At 51.6% G+C, this 14,672-nt stretch carries 16 protein-coding genes; 8 read left to right on the top strand and 8 right to left on the bottom strand.

What is annotated here, in order from left to right:
* Positions 1 to 14: 14 nt before the first annotated feature.
* The 5 genes from VE23_RS08810 to nfsA all read left to right on the top strand — a co-directional run bounded on the left by VE23_RS08810 (position 15) and on the right by nfsA (position 4,018).
* Positions 15 to 683, top strand: coding sequence for an urease accessory protein UreF (locus VE23_RS08810; RefSeq protein ID WP_307721775.1), 669 nt, complete (start codon positions 15 to 17; stop codon positions 681 to 683).
* 232 nt (positions 684 to 915) lie between these two features.
* On the top strand, positions 916 to 1,671 hold the full coding sequence (gene ureG / locus VE23_RS08805) for an urease accessory protein UreG (protein ID WP_049867800.1): 756 nt from the start codon (positions 916 to 918) through the stop codon (positions 1,669 to 1,671).
* The gene (locus tag VE23_RS08800) at positions 1,668 to 2,537 is read left to right on the top strand and encodes an urease accessory protein UreD (protein WP_048743751.1); all 870 of its coding nucleotides are present in this window, start codon (positions 1,668 to 1,670) and stop codon (positions 2,535 to 2,537) included. Before ureG ends, VE23_RS08800 begins: the two co-directional genes overlap by 4 nt.
* 183 nt (positions 2,538 to 2,720) lie before the next feature.
* Complete coding sequence (locus VE23_RS08795) at positions 2,721 to 3,164, top strand: MarR family winged helix-turn-helix transcriptional regulator (protein WP_048743753.1); 444 nt, start codon at positions 2,721 to 2,723, stop codon at positions 3,162 to 3,164.
* A gap of 104 nt (positions 3,165 to 3,268) precedes the next feature.
* Positions 3,269 to 4,018, top strand: a complete 750-nt coding sequence (nfsA, locus tag VE23_RS08790; protein WP_049867799.1) for an oxygen-insensitive NADPH nitroreductase — start codon at positions 3,269 to 3,271, stop codon at positions 4,016 to 4,018.
* 80 nt (positions 4,019 to 4,098) lie between these two features.
* On the opposite strand, the gene VE23_RS08785 is transcribed toward nfsA, so the two are convergent.
* Positions 4,099 to 4,539, bottom strand: coding sequence for a hypothetical protein (locus VE23_RS08785; protein WP_049867798.1), 441 nt, complete (start codon positions 4,537 to 4,539; stop codon positions 4,099 to 4,101).
* 246 nt (positions 4,540 to 4,785) lie between these two features.
* On the opposite strand from VE23_RS08785, the gene VE23_RS08780 reads away from it, so the two are divergent.
* Entirely contained in the window at positions 4,786 to 5,742 is a 957-nt protein-coding gene (locus VE23_RS08780; protein WP_021877867.1) for a 3'-5' exoribonuclease YhaM family protein, read from the top strand.
* Positions 5,743 to 5,833: 91 nt separating this feature from the next.
* Positions 5,834 to 6,565 carry an NAD-dependent protein deacylase gene (locus tag VE23_RS08775; RefSeq protein ID WP_049867797.1) on the top strand — a complete coding sequence of 244 codons (732 nt, stop codon included), beginning with the start codon at positions 5,834 to 5,836 and terminating at the stop codon, positions 6,563 to 6,565.
* 97 nt (positions 6,566 to 6,662) lie between these two features.
* Here VE23_RS08775 and VE23_RS08770 read toward each other — a convergent pair whose 3' ends face one another.
* A complete protein-coding gene (locus VE23_RS08770; RefSeq protein ID WP_021877869.1) occupies positions 6,663 to 6,908 on the bottom strand; it encodes a hypothetical protein in 246 nt (81 codons plus the stop codon).
* 13 nt (positions 6,909 to 6,921) lie between these two features.
* On the bottom strand, positions 6,922 to 7,239 hold the full coding sequence (locus VE23_RS08765) for a hypothetical protein (RefSeq protein ID WP_021877870.1): 318 nt from the start codon (positions 7,237 to 7,239) through the stop codon (positions 6,922 to 6,924).
* 311 nt (positions 7,240 to 7,550) lie between these two features.
* Between VE23_RS08765 and sigK the strand changes: the two genes are divergently transcribed.
* Entirely contained in the window at positions 7,551 to 8,252 is a 702-nt protein-coding gene (gene sigK, locus VE23_RS08760) for an RNA polymerase sporulation sigma factor SigK (RefSeq protein WP_048743760.1), read from the top strand.
* A 209-nt stretch (positions 8,253 to 8,461) separates the two neighbouring features.
* Here sigK and VE23_RS08755 read toward each other — a convergent pair whose 3' ends face one another.
* The 5 genes from VE23_RS08755 to lspA form a co-directional block, all read right to left on the bottom strand.
* On the bottom strand, positions 8,462 to 9,331 hold the full coding sequence (locus VE23_RS08755; RefSeq protein WP_049867796.1) for an ATP-binding cassette domain-containing protein: 870 nt from the start codon (positions 9,329 to 9,331) through the stop codon (positions 8,462 to 8,464).
* Positions 9,332 to 9,333: 2 nt separating this feature from the next.
* Positions 9,334 to 11,745, bottom strand: a complete 2,412-nt coding sequence (locus VE23_RS08750) for an ABC transporter permease (RefSeq protein ID WP_049867795.1) — start codon at positions 11,743 to 11,745, stop codon at positions 9,334 to 9,336.
* 11 nt (positions 11,746 to 11,756) lie between these two features.
* A complete protein-coding gene (locus tag VE23_RS08745; protein ID WP_049867794.1) occupies positions 11,757 to 12,965 on the bottom strand; it encodes a hypothetical protein in 1,209 nt (402 codons plus the stop codon).
* 117 nt (positions 12,966 to 13,082) lie between these two features.
* Positions 13,083 to 13,499: a hypothetical protein gene (locus tag VE23_RS26425; RefSeq protein WP_127506324.1), complete on the bottom strand. Its 417-nt coding sequence runs from the start codon at positions 13,497 to 13,499 to the stop codon at positions 13,083 to 13,085.
* A gap of 231 nt (positions 13,500 to 13,730) precedes the next feature.
* Positions 13,731 to 14,186 (bottom strand): signal peptidase II, encoded by a 456-nt coding sequence (gene lspA / locus VE23_RS08740; protein ID WP_048743767.1) that lies wholly within the window; start codon positions 14,184 to 14,186, stop codon positions 13,731 to 13,733.
* Between the last annotated feature and the right edge of the window lie 486 nt (positions 14,187 to 14,672).

Here is a 14,672-nt window from a genome sequence, read left to right as displayed (position 1 = left end):
CGGCCAACTGGCTCGTGCTGCAGCAGCTGCTGGACTCGGCGCTGCCGATCGGAGGCTTCTCGCACAGCTTCGGCTTGGAGACGCTGATCCAGGAAGGCGGCATCCGCAGCGCTGCCGATCTGGAGCAGTATTTGCGCGCCATGCTGGAGCAGAGCTGGGCGACGACGGATGCGCTGGTCGTCTCCGCCGTCTATCGGGATGCGCCGGCAGGGGAGTATCGGCGGTTATGGGCGGCTGAGCGCATCGTGCATGTCCAGCGCATCGGAACCGAGACCCGCTCCGGGATGGAGAAGATGGGACGGCGCCTGCTGGCGCTGGCGGCGTCGATCTATCCGGGATGCCGCATGGAAGAGCTGGAGAAGGCATACCGGGAAGGGGAATGCCTGCTGACCCATCCGCTCGTATTCGGCTGGATCTGCTGGCAGAGCGGCATCGGGCGGGAGCAGGCCGTGCAGGGGTGGCTGTACGGCAGCATCAGCAATGCGGTGAACAGCGCTCTGCGCCTGATGGCCATCGGACAGACGGAAGCCCAGCGCATGCTGGCCTTGCTGTCGGCGGATGCCGGACGGGCCGCCGGAATAACGCTCGGCATGGAGCCGGAAGAGGCTTGGAGCAACATGCCTTTCGCCGAGCTGGCCATGATCCGCCACGAGACGCTGTACTCGCGATTGTTCATGTCCTGAACCTGTTCAACGGCCGGTTTCCTGCCATCCCATACCGAGAGGAAGAACGAGGGATGAGTTCGGCACAGGATGACGAGTGGACGCGGAAGACGGCCGGATTGGCCGGACGATGGGCGGCGGGGCCTCATTTCCCCGACCCGCACCGTCACCCTCAAGATTAGCGGCAAGGAATGAGCTTGATGGAAGACATGGATTGAATCCAAACCAACTTATTGCCTGGGAGGCGTACATTATGTGCCAAGGACAAGGACATACGCATGTGGAATGGGAAACGAATCCGATTCCGGCGGGGAGGCCGATCCGGATCGGCATCGGCGGACCGGTCGGCTCCGGCAAGACCAAGCTGGTGGAGCGCCTGGCGGAAGCGCTGAAGGATAAATACAGCCTGGCGGTCATTACCAACGACATCTATACCAAGGAGGATGCGCGGATATTGGCGGCGACAGGCGTTCTTCCGGAAGAGCGGATCATCGGCGTGGAGACGGGCGGCTGCCCGCATACGGCTGTGCGCGAGGATGCTTCGATGAATTTCGAGGCGATCGAAGAGCTGCAGAGCCGGTTCTCTCCGCTCGAGCTTATCTTCATCGAGAGCGGCGGCGACAATCTGGCTGCCGCGTTCAGCCCCGAGCTGGCGGACCGGTTCATCTACATCATCGACGTTGCCCAAGGGGAAAAAATACCGCGCAAGGGCGGCCCGGGCATCATGCGATCCGACCTGCTCGTCATCAACAAGACCGACCTTGCTCCTCATGTAGGAGCGAGCCTCGAGGTGATGGAGGCGGACTCGCGCCGCATGCGCGGCGACCGGCCGTTCGTCTTCTCCAATCTGTTCGGAGGCGAAGGGACGGCGGAGATCGCCGCTTGGCTGGAGCATGAAATCGCCCATGCCCAGGGCAGAAGCCATACCCATCACGAGCATGGCCATGCTCATGGCGAGAGCGCCGCGGCCTCCGAAGCGGCGGCCGGCGGAGACGGACACTCCCATTGAGCACGGTCCCGGAAGCGGGAGCGCCGAACGGCATCCGGGTATCCGAGCTTCGGGCGACATTCGAGCATCGATCCGGCGCAACGCGGCTGCAGGAGCGCTATCATACTTCGCCCATCAAGATCGCCAAAAGCTTTCCGCTCGGCAGCGGAGCGGGCATTCTCGTCATGGATGTGTCGCCGGGCATGCTGGAAGGCGACGCGTACCGGATGGACTGGACGGCCGGCAGCGATACGATGGTCCAGATATCCAACCAGTCGTTCCTCAAGGTGCATCCGTGTCCGGGAGGCGGCGGCGCATCGCTGCGGCAGCGGTTCAGCATCGGCGAGAATGCGGTCATGGAACATATGCCCGAACCGGTCATGCTGTTCGGAGATGCGTCTTTCGCCTCGGATACGGAAGTGATGCTCGCTCCCGGCGCCTGCTGGATGCAGGCCGAGGCGCTCTGTCCGGGCCGGACGCTGCGCGGAGAAGTATTCCGCTACCGCCGCCTGGACAGCAAGCTTGCCGTATACGAGGATGGAGAATTGATCTATCGCCAGCACCAGCGCATTATTCCCGGCGAGCAGCTGCTCGGCGCGCCGGGAAGCTGGCAGGGGATGACCCATTGGGGAACCTTCTGCGTGTTCTCGTCGCTGGTGGACCGCCGGCTGGAGGAGAAGCTGCGCGAAGCGATGGATTCTCTCCAGCCGGTGCCCGGGCGCGAGGTCGTCAGCGGCGTCTCGCTGACATGGAGAAGCGGCCTCGTGGTGCAGGCCGGAGCCCGCAGCGCGTGGACGCTGCAGCGGGCATTGGAGCATGCCTGGCTGACGGCAAGAAAGCTGTTGAGGCCGGATTTGCCGGACCCGCTCCGTAAAGCTTTGAACTAAACTTTTTGAAACCTGACCGTCCTGCTCTGCGTAGTTCAAGGATTGAGGCAGCCTTTGCCCATCTTGAACGAACGGGGCTGCGTCGTGTCAGGTTTCTTTTTTAGCTTTACATTGAAGATTTTTAGAGGAAAAGGATATAATAACCCCAACTTACTTCCAAAGGGGTCTGGAGGTGAAAGAAGCATGGTCAATGAAGCGGTATCGCAAGAGCTGATCAGACAGCTGGATGACCGGTTCAGACTCGTCCGCAAGCTCATCAACTCCGAATGGAACCGGGATAACGAACATGGACTTGGCCTTACGCATGTCCGCATTCTCAGCCTGTTGTCCTCCGAAGGCCCGCAGAAGGCATCGGTGCTGGCGGATCGGCTCCAGATTACTTCCGGCGCGGTAACCGGACTGGCCGACCGTCTGGTCGAGCTTGGCTATATTTCTAGAGAGCGCGGGGAGCAGGACCGCAGAGTCGTGCTGCTCGATATCGAAGCGAACGGCAAGCAGCTGCTCGAGCAGGTGAGCAAGACCAAGCAGAAGCTGATGTACAAGCTGTACGAGGGGATGGACGGGACGGATATGGAGCAGATGCTTCGGTATTTCGACCGGATGATCGCCAATCTGCAGTCGGAGTGACGGATTCCGCTCAGGCCTGATGGTTTGGACGGCTGCTGGCAGCCCGGCCTCCTGTCCCTTATAATGGACAGGAGGTTTTTTGTCCCCGAAAGGAGGCTGGCATCATGCAAGCCGGCAACAGCAACGAGACCATCAAGCTGCTCATGAACCACCGCTCCATCCGGCGCTACAAAAACGAGCCGGTCACGGGCGAACAGCTGGACGCGATTCTGGCTTGCGCCCGTCAAGCTTCTTCTTCCAGCCATATGCAGGCTTACAGCGTCATCGGGATAACCGATTCCGAGCTGAGGAATCAGATCGCCGATGTCGCCGGCAGCCAGCGCCATGTCCGGGAAGCGCCTGTCTTCCTCGTCTGGTGCGCCGATCTCAGCCGCTTCGGAGAAGCGGTCGCCATGCATGGAGGAAGCTTCGACGCGACGACGGAGTATTTCCTTGTGGCGACGGTCGATGCCTCGCTTGCGGCTCAGAACGCGGCGGCGGCAGCCGAGTCTCTGGGACTCGGCATCGTGTACATTGGCGGAATCCGCAACGACATGAGGAAGATGTCGGAGCTGCTCGGACTGCCGCCTCTCGTCTATCCCGTATTCGGGATGTGCATCGGCGTTCCCGACGAGCAGCCGGATCACCGGCCGCGGCTGCCGCTGGAAAGCATGTATGCCGAGAACCGGTATAGGGAAAATGGTTATGCCGAAGACCTGGAGCGTTACGACAGCCTCTATGCGGATTACATCCGCAACCGGTCCGGCGGAGGCAGGGAATCGTCGTGGACGCGCGAGATGAAAGGGCGCACCGATTATCCGTCGCGCAGCTACGGTGATTTCTTGCGGGAACAGGGATTTTCGTTCGAGGATTGAACCGGACAGGCAAAGAAGGGGGCCGCACGGCATACAGCCATGCAGCCCCTGCTTTATTTATGCGCCGGTTACCGGTATCGTCATTCCCGGTCTTCTTCCTCCGGGTGCGCCCCGACTCCGTTCAGCAGATCGGTGCCGTGGAATTCGTCGGGCGGAGCAGCGGGATCGACGGGCGTATCGTCTGCGAGATCCAGAAGGTCCGGATCGGCGTTCACGGTACGCACGCCGACAGGAACCTCCTCGGCATAGTCGCCGCCGTCGCGCTGCTTGGCGTATTGATCCGGACTCGGCGCTTCCGCCCCGTCGACATCATCCGCCAGCGCGGCGTTCGCCTGGGAGGAGGACACGGTGTAGCTGTCGACCTGAACGGTTCCATAGGTGCCTTCTCCGGAAGGATACGTGCGGAGAAGCTCTTCCTCGGCGCCCTGCACCCGGCTTCCTTCGCGCTGGTCCTCGAACAGGCCGAATCGAGGATCGATGTCTTTTTCCGTCGCGAGACCTTCTTTGTTCTTGTCTTCCATGCTTGTCCCCTCCTGGTTGATGGATCTTCCTTCTGCTGCAGCGTTCGATTGCCTTGATAGGCAGTTTATACCCTGTTGCAAGGGTTTCCAATCGCTCGGCTGTCCATACGCTTCCTGGCGGAGAGGGGGCTGCAAGCGGGAACGGGCGCGCCGAATAGCCTGTCACAGTAAAGCGATGACGAGCCTGGAAGGGCCGTTCCGTAGTATACTGGAGACAGGAATGAACACCCGGAAGGAGCCTGCTGCATGACGTTGATTAGCAGTCTGAACGACAAGGACGAATTTACAGGGTTCTATCTGGTCAAGGAACTCGATGTCAAGCTGACCAATGCGACGCCTCCCAAGGATTATTGGGATCTCGTGCTCTCGGACTCCAGCGGCCAGCTTACGGCCAAGTACTGGGATTTGAAGCCGCATGAGAAAGATACGCTGAAGCCGATGATGCTGGCCAAAGTACAGGGAACCGTACAGCTGTACAGGGAACGCCTGCAGATGAAGGTATCCCGGATCCGGCCTGCGGCGCCGGAGGACAATCTGCAGCTGACGGACTTCATCCGTGCCGCTCCCGCCGCCCCCGACGCTTTGATGGAAAACATACGCAGCAAGGTCGACTCCATTCAAGACGTGCAGATTCGTGAAATAACCGCTTATTGCGTCGTGAAGGCGGGAGATCGGCTGGAGCATTACCCTGCGGCCAAAAGCCATCATCATGCCTACTATGCGGGCCTTGCCTACCACATGGTTCGGATGCTGGAGATCGGGGAGTTCCTCTGCCTGCAGAGGCCGTTCCTGAACCGGGATCTCTTGGTTGCGGGCATCATCCTGCATGATCTGGCCAAGCCGGAGGAAATGAACGCGCAGCTCGGCATCGTCTCCGAATACAGCGACCGCGGCCGGCTGATCGGCCATCTGGCGCTCATATCCGGCTGGATTACGGAAGCGGCGCTGAAGCTGGGCATCGAGCTGGAATCCGCCAAGGTAACAGCGCTTCAGCATCTTGTGCTGTCCCATCACAACCTCGGGGAATGGGGAAGTCCCGTGCAGCCGCAAATGGCCGAGGCGGTCGCGCTCCATTTCATCGATTCGCTCGACGCCAAGCTGCAGATGGTCGAGGACGCGCTCGGCTCTACGCCGGAAGCCGACAGCTGGACGCCGATGATCCGCGGATTGGAAAACAAGGCGATTTTCAAAACCAGCCTGTAGAAGCCGGCCGCAGCTAATTTGGCTGCATCGGCGTCAGTCTCAGCCGAAGCGGGGTAAAGGTGGGAAATGAACCTGAAGAGGGAGTGGCCGCATGGAGCAGGCGGATCTGCAGACGATTCTGTCCGACAGCCGGCGCATCGTATTTTTCGGCGGGGCGGGAACCTCCACGGAAAGCGGGATTCCCGATTTCCGCTCGGCGGACGGGTTGTACGAGCAGCGTACGAGCAAAACGTATTTGCCGGAAGAGATTTTGAGCCGGGACTTTTTCATGGAGCATCCGGCTGATTTCTATGCCTTTTACCGGACCCATATGGTCTATCCCGAAGCGCTTCCCAATGCCGCGCATCGAGCGCTGGCTAGGCTGGAGCAGGAGGGCCGGCTGACGGCGGTCGTCACCCAGAATATCGACGGCCTGCATCAGCTTGCCGGCAGCCGCAGCGTGCTGGAGCTGCACGGATCGGTTCACCGCAACTATTGCATGGACTGCGGGCTCAAGTATCCGTTGTCCGCCGTCCTGCGCGATCCGCGCCCGGTTCCTCTCTGCACGGCCTGCGAAGGCATCGTCAAGCCGGATGTCGTGCTGTATCAGGAGAACCTCGATACGGATCTCCTGGATCGCGCGGCATTCGAGATCGAGCAGGCCGACACGCTCATCGTAGGAGGCACGTCGCTGACGGTGCATCCGGCTGCGGGCCTCGTGAGCCTGTACCGCGGCGATAAGCTTATTATCGTCAACCGGACTCCGACTCCGCTCGATGATTATGCGAACTATATTTCGGACGGAAATGTCGGCGACGTGCTGGGTTCCCTGTACCCTCGATGATGATTTCGGCGTCCGTCCTGTACATGAAGGCGAAAAGCCCAGGCAGATCATATCTGCCTGGGCTTTTTTTGGGTTAAAAGATGGCGGCAGTCGTCGATTATTGACCCGATGCCGCTGCGAGAGACAACAGGAAGAAGAGCAGCGAGATCCCCATTACAATCAGGATAAGGATCAGGTAAGCCCGGCTCAGATTGCGCTTGTTGAGATTGACGCCGGAGCCGAACGCCCATACGAACAGCATGATGATATTGACGATCGGAATAGCGAGCAGCAGCATCGTCACCATCCAGGAGCTGGTGCGGATGACTTGGGAGCTGCCGGTCGGAATCGGTTGATAGGACATAGGGGTTCTCCTTTTAAACGTTCATATCGTTCATGGATTTGAAGGCACTGAACATGACAGCTCCGAAAACAGCCAGCAAGATGATGTAGAGGACGATGCCGATCAGCGCCCATAAAAGATACGCCCGCGCAAAGTACTTCCGGTTCAGGTTCGCGCTGTCGCCGAACGCCCAGACGAACAGGAAGATGATGTTGACGATGGGAATCATGAGAATGACAAGCGAGCCGAGCCAGGATTTGACGCTGACGACTTCGTCGCTTGCATAGGGCGGCGCGTATCCCGGCGGTACCGGGGGCTGCTGCCCTGCCGGCGGTTGGAAGGTGGATTCCATACTTTTTAACTCTCCCCTTAACTATGGTCAGAACGATGATTTTATCGACAGGAAGATTTGGAAAGTTAATACCATTTACTTAAATACTGGGAAATCAACGATTTTATTTATATTAATCGGCTTCTTGCTTCTGCGGCGGTGAAGATGTACCCGATTCAGGCGATTTTGAACCATTTAATTTGAATGCGGCCTATTTTGCGTGTGTCTGCTCCGTACAGGCACGTATGGGCGGCAGCCCACATAAACTGTCAGTACACTTGCACCGGTGCCCTCGGCAGGGCCGGTAATACTGCATGGGGGTGGCTCGAAAAATGCCTGGATTATTTGCCGCAATCGCCCTGTTCATCAAGCAGCTCAGCCTGCTCGTATCCTATGTCAAAAACAACGCCTTTCCGCAGCCGCTGCAGGAGGAAGAGGAGCTGCGCCATCTGAAGCTGATGGCCGAGGGCAATCCCGTATCCAGGAACTTGCTGATCGAGCATAATCTGAGGCTTGTCGCCCATATCGTCAAAAAATTCGACAACACCGGCGAGGATGCCGAGGATCTCATCTCCATCGGCACAATCGGGCTGATCAAGGCGATCGAGAGCTTCCAGACCGGCAAGGGGACAAAGCTGGCGACATTCGCGGCCCGATGCATCGAGAACGAAATTCTGATGCATCTCCGCTCGCTGAAGAAAACGCGCAAGGACGTCTCCCTGCACGATCCCATCGGTACGGATAAGGAAGGCAACGAAATCACGCTTATCGATATCCTGGGCTCGGAGCATGACGATGTCGTGGAGAAGGTGCAGCTCAAAATCGAGAAGTCGAAGATCTACAAAAATCTGGACATTCTCGACGAGCGGGAGCGGGAAGTGGTGATGGCCCGGTTCGGGCTGGAGCATGGCGGCGAGGAGCGGACGCAGCGGGAAATCGCCAAGGAGCTGGGCATCAGCCGAAGCTATGTGTCGCGGATCGAGAAGCGGGCGCTCATGAAGCTTTATCATGAGTTTTATAAGGCGAAGAAATAAATCTCTGGCCGTAAATTTAATGAATCATGATGGCAACATCTGAGTTGAACGAATAAATCTGGACAAGGAAGGTTTTATCATTTCTAAGACGCCTGCAAGGGTGTCTTTCTTTTTATCCTCTTAGGGATTCCATTCCTTGATGAGCTACAGCAATATCCTGCGTAGGCTTCTCGGCCATATCTCTAGCTTTGATGGAATAAGGAGGGGGATTAATCCTGGAAATAATGAAGATACACGTCTTCCAAGTTGGGCTTGACCGCTCTAGTCTCCAAGTTCAGCAGAGGCTGATCGTGAACAATTCTTGCCCATATCCCCTCACGATCACTTAATATATTGCTTACCTTGAAACGTGCTTGGAGCAGGGGGAGTTCCGCTTCCGATGTATGTACTTCGTGTACATGACCCTCCATGCAAGAAAGCAAGTTCACCGGATCATCCTGCAAGATTAGCGCCCCTTCCTTCATGAGCAATATTTCCTTTGATATAAATTCAATATCTGAAACCACGTGGGTTGCAATGACCACGATTTTATTGAGAGCAATGGTAGAAATAAAATTGCGAATGCGTATTCTTTCTTTTGGATCAAGTCCTGCTGTAGGTTCATCCATAATAAGCAGATCGGGATCGTTCAACAATGCCTGGGCAATGAGGATGCGCTGTTTCATCCCCCCGGAATACGCAGCAAGTTTCGTGTCCGCATCTTGCGTTAAATTTACAATCGACAACAACTCATCAATTCTAGTTTTCGCTTGGGCCGTCGGCAGCCCCTTAAGAGCAGCCATATACCATAAGAAGCGCCGGCCTGTAAATTCACGATAAATGCCTTGTTGTTGCGGCATATAACCTAATAATTCTCGATAGTTTTCGCCAAGTCTACTAATATGCTGCCCATTGAATAGAATTTCTCCTTCATCGGGTTGAATTTGATCCGTAATCAGATTCATTAAGGTTGACTTACCCGCTCCATTTGGCCCCAATACACCATATATACCGGGAGTCAGATGTGACGTGAACTGATGCAGGGCTGCTTTACGTCCACGATCATAGCGTTTTGAAATGGAGTTGATGGACAATTGCATGTTCAGTTTTCCCTCCATTTGAATCTGTTTATAATAGACCAAGCCGCTCGGAATGCTGCCATGCCGACCACAACCAATCCGCCAAAGTACAAGCTTATCCCCGTTCCATAAGATACCGAATTAAATTTGCCGTAGAGCTCAAATGCGAAATTAAAACTATACTTGTCGATTACCGACAGGCCCATGTATTGAAGACAAAGCGGAAGCACGGCTAATGAGGTAGCTGTCAGGAGTAGAAAAGACTGCTTCTTCAGACTTACAGCAATGAACAAAATAACATGAGCCAGCATCAGTACACCAAGCAATTGCAGCAAGCTTGTCACTATCACATAGGTTAAAATGCTAATCGGCCAGTTCACATTTCCCAGAACTTCAATGCTTTGGACAGGCGCGCTCCAATCAAGGCGGGGATAATGAACAATGACATTATAGAATTTAGGTATTTGAACAAGCACCAACAACCATATAGCGAATGCATATGCAATAGCATGTTTCATGGCGAACAAACGCCATCTTCCCCTTGGACTGCTCCAAATGACCCTCATCATCTCATTTTTATAATCCAATGCAAACAAAGGGCCAAGGCCGACAATCAACAGAAGGACGTAAATAATTCCATCAAGAAGGCGATCTTGCTGGCTGTTAAATAAGGCATCACTGGATATTGTATTTACAAAGTTGCCCGTAATTCCTTGCTTCTGCTTTAATTGGAGCAAATAATCTCGTTGTTTCTCGACAAATCGGAATGCTTTGTCTTGCTTCGCATATTCATCGATTTTGAATTTTTCCTGATTGTAAGTAATTAAGTCAATCTCCTTATTTTTTAATTTCAGTTTCAAAGCATCGAGCTCCTGAGGCATTGCTGTGAATTTATCTCTTTCCTCACTAAGAAATAAAAGCTTCTCTTGCGTCAATTCTCCATGCAGAGATAATATGTAGCGGTTATATGTGCCTGAATCCAGATCAAACGGACGTTCATTCTGATCTATTCGGTTATACATTAGAATAACGGCGAAAATAAGAACCAGAACAGATTTCCCAACGATCAGAAGTTTATACCATTCATGTAAAAAGAGAGAATTCATTCTCCTGTGCTTCCATAACGAAGCTTTCCATTTCACAATCCAACGCAGCGGTGCTGGACTTGTTATGGAAACAGGCTGCTTCACAAATAGCCAAGCACAAGCCAAGGGCAAGATCGCCGTCATTATTGCCCATACCCATAAGGTTAATGTATCCTTCCGAACAGGATAGCCCAATATATTCAAGTTGCGATAATCGGAGATGAAATGGAAGGCATCATAAAAAGCCAGAATGTTGATATACTTTAGTACATTCAAATAAGAATTCGGATGAATAAGCGAGTAACACAAATAGCTGGCGCCTAGCAAGAGGGATGTCGCGACATAAATTTTGGAGATATGGCCAAGACCGAGAAATAACGCAGCCATCAGCCAGCCCAATAGTATATTGACCATGATCTTCAACAACACATATACCAAAAGGTACTGTTCCACTGTCAACGGTTGAACGGCATGATAAAAAGAACTCATGGACTGAATATATCGGGAGAGACTGCCAAACCCATATAATCGCTCTGCAAGAAGTAGAATCGAACCATAGTAAATCAAAGAGAGAAAAATGGTAATAAGCGTCAAGGCAGTCAACTTCGCTCCGAATGTACGCAGTTTACCGTGACGAGTAGAGCGAATGAGGGATGTTAGTCCCTCCTCTTTCTCCACATAAAATAGGATGGTGATAAGCAGGAAGATCAACATAGCCAAGCAGAAATCAGTCGACCAAGTATTCGTCCCAGATACAATCCCTTCCTCCAGCCCTAATTGGAAAGGCAAGCCGCGTAAAGGCTTAAAATCCTCGACTGTCTTTACAATATTCCGATAAGAGAAGGAATCTTTCTTGTTGAAGATGGAGACGGATTTCATTTCATTTGCTTGTTCTTCCATCGAGCTTATTTTGTCATCAAAATGGTCAGCATTTTCAAATTGAAGTCTCAACATATTTAAAAGATAAGAATCCCGTATTATCGCTTGCTCTTGGTTAAAGTAAGGACTTGTTTCATATTGCTCGTATGCTTGTTGATTATCCCTTTTCAAATCAGCGACAATTTTCTGCCAAGGACTATCCTTTGGACTCAAATAGGCTTGTATGAATTGCCCATAAAGAATGAACTGTTGAACTTGTAGGGTTGTTAATCTCTTCCCATCCACAGGGGGTAATCCTTTATAGGATTGCTCTACCTGTTTGTACTGGTCACGATTTTGAATGAGAAAATGATGATCTTTGCGTTGTTCATTGACGAAGAAAACACTATTTATAAGGAGGAGGATGATGGCTAGCAGCATCACAATTCGCTTGTGTACGATTTTATTCAGCTCGTAACCGATCAGTTTCATCGACACGCCCCTCAGTCAACAAGGGATTCATTCTCAACTTTGCTTTCCAGCAAAGGCTTAAATGAGGCTTGTTTTGTCTCGAATTGACTTTTATCTATGTAGTAATATCCAGCCTTCGTGTCATCACTGTATCTGATAAACATATAACGGTCATCACCGACATAAAGTTGAAAAAATTTCGTTAAAGGCGTTAAGTCAAGCGAATCAATCTTTACATTATCTTTCAAAATGGCTAATTCATACGGGACTCCTTTAGGCAGATGATCCTTGTAAGCATCATTTGGACGAATATACGAATAGTTATTATCTTTAAGAAAATAGGAAATGACGGGTGGATGTTCGATAGGCAATTCTTTTATGTCTCTTCCTTGTAGATCAGATGAATACTTTTTAAGCGTTCTTGGGTCAGCCGGGTCACCATAGAAGTAACTGAAATATAGCCTTTGATCTGAAATACTCAAGATTGAGCTATATCCGCCATCACCACGATCCCACAATGTAGTGACCTTTCCCGTACTGAAATCATATCTTTGCTCTGCATATCCTTTATTTCCAAGACCTACCCAATACAGTTGATTGCCGAACGGGATCATGGCTGATAAGTCTGTAATACCATCTGTGCCCGTATAAATAATCTCTTCTTTATTAGGGTCCTTAAGCTTGGATCGCTTGATCTCAAGCTGCTCAACATTGTCTTTTGTAACGCTAACCGTGGCGTAATATATATAGCCCCGATGGATGGCAATTGTTTTCGGTGATAGTTTAAAAGTCTTGATTTCGTGTCGGTTTTTACCGTCGCTATCCATGCGAGATAATTTCATATACCAACCAAATTTTGATATTTTAGGATCGAATAAGCTTTCTGCTATGTACAAATGAGAATGGTAATATTGCAGCAAGCTTGTCATTTGCTCTTCATTCTTAACAAAAGCATAACAGTTCTTGCTGTCGGGTTTATTCAAGCAGTTGTTGTCTGGCCGATTATCCAGAATTACGGGCTTCATCTTCTCCTTGTCCATATAATAAATTAGATTGTTATGCAGAAGATAATATCCTGTCTCCGAACTAGTCATCCCCAAACCCATAAAACCATCACGGAACTGATAGGGAAAATCCACCTCTGAATGATACTCATTATCGCTGGGCATAACAAAGCGATTACATCCCGCAGATAAGAATGACATCGCTAAAATCATCCCTAAGAAGATTTTTTTCCTCATTTCATGATGCCCCTTTTACTCTGAATTAGGTATGAACTGAACATAGAAGAAGTGCCTTAGAAAAGAGTTTAGGTCTTTTCTAAGGCACTAAATCCTTACATGGCGCATCTTATTTAGTTAAATATTTGTAGATCCAGACCAGGTGAAGTTTTGATTCGAATTATTCGTATAAGAAATACTATGAGACCCTGTGGCGGATTTGAAAACGACAGGGGCATCTTTTGAGTAAGCGGTTGCATAAGCTGAAACCGTATTTGAAGCCGAAGCAGATGAATGCTTGATGTCGTTCACATCACCAAATACATAATTATAAGTAACCGATGCGTAAGAGGTGCAGAGAGTAGATCCACACGTAGTGCTTGCTGTAGCGCCGTAACTTGAACCGTTTGCAAATTTGCTGATGGAACCGGAGACAGAAACTCCTCCAACTGTAGACGATATGGAAGATGCTGCAAAAGAGCTTCCTCCTAGCATAAACGCTGCTACAGGTACGGATAAGGCAAATGTTAATAGTTTGGATTTGTGTAATTTCATATAATTACCTCCATCAATCCTATTTTATTCCTATGTAAGATCTTGTTGTCGTATCTACTTTTCTCCGGCCGGATGATGGGGTAGATATCTCTTGCAAGAATATATTATATTACAATTTATGTCAACATTTTAATATAAACCCTTATAATGGGATTTTTTTGGAAGAGATTCGACACTTATCGATGCATGCATCAATCGGAGCTGCGGGCCGTGCATGCGGAGCGGAGGATATCAATTCTTCCACTCTTTGATTGCTAACCTTTTCAGCCAGTTGAGGGCCGAATGAATGAGAAGGAGCAGCACGCCAGCCTCGATGGCATGATCGGCCACGTTGAGAATGCCTCCGGAGCGCACAAGGAAGTCCGTTACGCGTCCGAACAGCAGGCGATCGATTCCGTTGCCTGCCGCTCCGCCAACGAGCAATCCGAAGCTGGCTTCCAGAAGGATGCGTTTCTTCTCCAGGGTGCCGCGATAATAGAGAATGGCCACGACGAACAGCAGAGCCGCAATGCCGAACAGAGTTCCATATCCCTGAAACAGGCTTCCGGCCATCCCGCTGTTCTCATAACGGCTGATTTGGAACGGCCCCCATGGGAATGAATCCCCGATCTCGAGATTTCTGCGGATCAGCCATTTGGTCGCTTGATCCAGCATGAATGTCAGTACCGCGATGCTATAGAACAGCATGGCCGACCTTCTTTCCTTATAGGCTTCTTCCATTCTAGAACATTTGTGCAAGCTTTGTCTTTATCGCGCTTCCCTCCTCTCCGTTCCGAATGGCAGTCAAACCGGTTCAGCCTGATTCATTAAAGGTTCTAACGCAGCGACAACTCCCAATCAATTTCATTTTGCCGATGTTGATGGAAATCCGCTTGTTGCCAATCTGCTTTTTATCGCAATTGTCAAGCGAATAACCGTCGAAATCCAGTCGGCGCAGCGTCGATAAATCTATTGCTTTTAAGATATTTAGAGCTTGTAAAATGCAGTGTAATTCTAAAATCGATATAATGGACGAATCGGGAAAAGATCGTCCCGTTTCCTTTGCTTGGCCAAAAGCCGGTACTGGAACGGATTGCATGATGCGAGAACTGCGGATTGGAGCTAGAATGAGGGGATGAATGAAAGCGCAGTCATCAGGTCTTTGAAAATAACAGGTTCTATCTTTGGGATGAC

Source organism: Paenibacillus sp. D9, from assembly GCF_001188365.1.
Taxonomy (GTDB): domain Bacteria; phylum Bacillota; class Bacilli; order Paenibacillales; family Paenibacillaceae; genus Paenibacillus_O; species Paenibacillus_O humicus.
The sequence above is the reverse complement of the archived record's forward strand: the minus strand, read 5'-3'. Positions and strand labels throughout refer to the sequence as shown.

Bases quoted from the DNA above. Each gene is read 5' to 3' on its own strand.
- sigK (WP_048743760.1), top strand. From the start codon at position 7,551: ATGCCTGGATTATTTGCCGCAATCGCCCTGTTCATCAAGCAGCTCAGC.
- VE23_RS08745 (WP_049867794.1), bottom strand. From the start codon at position 12,965: ATGAGGAAAAAAATCTTCTTAGGGATGATTTTAGCGATGTCATTCTTA.
- ureG (WP_049867800.1), top strand. From the start codon at position 916: ATGTGCCAAGGACAAGGACATACGCATGTGGAATGGGAAACGAATCCG.
- VE23_RS26425 (WP_127506324.1), bottom strand. From the start codon at position 13,499: ATGAAATTACACAAATCCAAACTATTAACATTTGCCTTATCCGTACCT.
- nfsA (WP_049867799.1), top strand. From the start codon at position 3,269: ATGCAAGCCGGCAACAGCAACGAGACCATCAAGCTGCTCATGAACCAC.
- VE23_RS08750 (WP_049867795.1), bottom strand. From the start codon at position 11,745: ATGAAACTGATCGGTTACGAGCTGAATAAAATCGTACACAAGCGAATT.
- VE23_RS08785 (WP_049867798.1), bottom strand. From the start codon at position 4,539: ATGGAAGACAAGAACAAAGAAGGTCTCGCGACGGAAAAAGACATCGAT.
- VE23_RS08765 (WP_021877870.1), bottom strand. From the start codon at position 7,239: ATGGAATCCACCTTCCAACCGCCGGCAGGGCAGCAGCCCCCGGTACCG.
- lspA (WP_048743767.1), bottom strand. From the start codon at position 14,186: ATGCTGTTCTATAGCATCGCGGTACTGACATTCATGCTGGATCAAGCG.
- VE23_RS08795 (WP_048743753.1), top strand. From the start codon at position 2,721: ATGGTCAATGAAGCGGTATCGCAAGAGCTGATCAGACAGCTGGATGAC.
- VE23_RS08755 (WP_049867796.1), bottom strand. From the start codon at position 9,331: ATGCAATTGTCCATCAACTCCATTTCAAAACGCTATGATCGTGGACGT.
- VE23_RS08775 (WP_049867797.1), top strand. From the start codon at position 5,834: ATGGAGCAGGCGGATCTGCAGACGATTCTGTCCGACAGCCGGCGCATC.
- VE23_RS08780 (WP_021877867.1), top strand. From the start codon at position 4,786: ATGACGTTGATTAGCAGTCTGAACGACAAGGACGAATTTACAGGGTTC.
- VE23_RS08770 (WP_021877869.1), bottom strand. From the start codon at position 6,908: ATGTCCTATCAACCGATTCCGACCGGCAGCTCCCAAGTCATCCGCACC.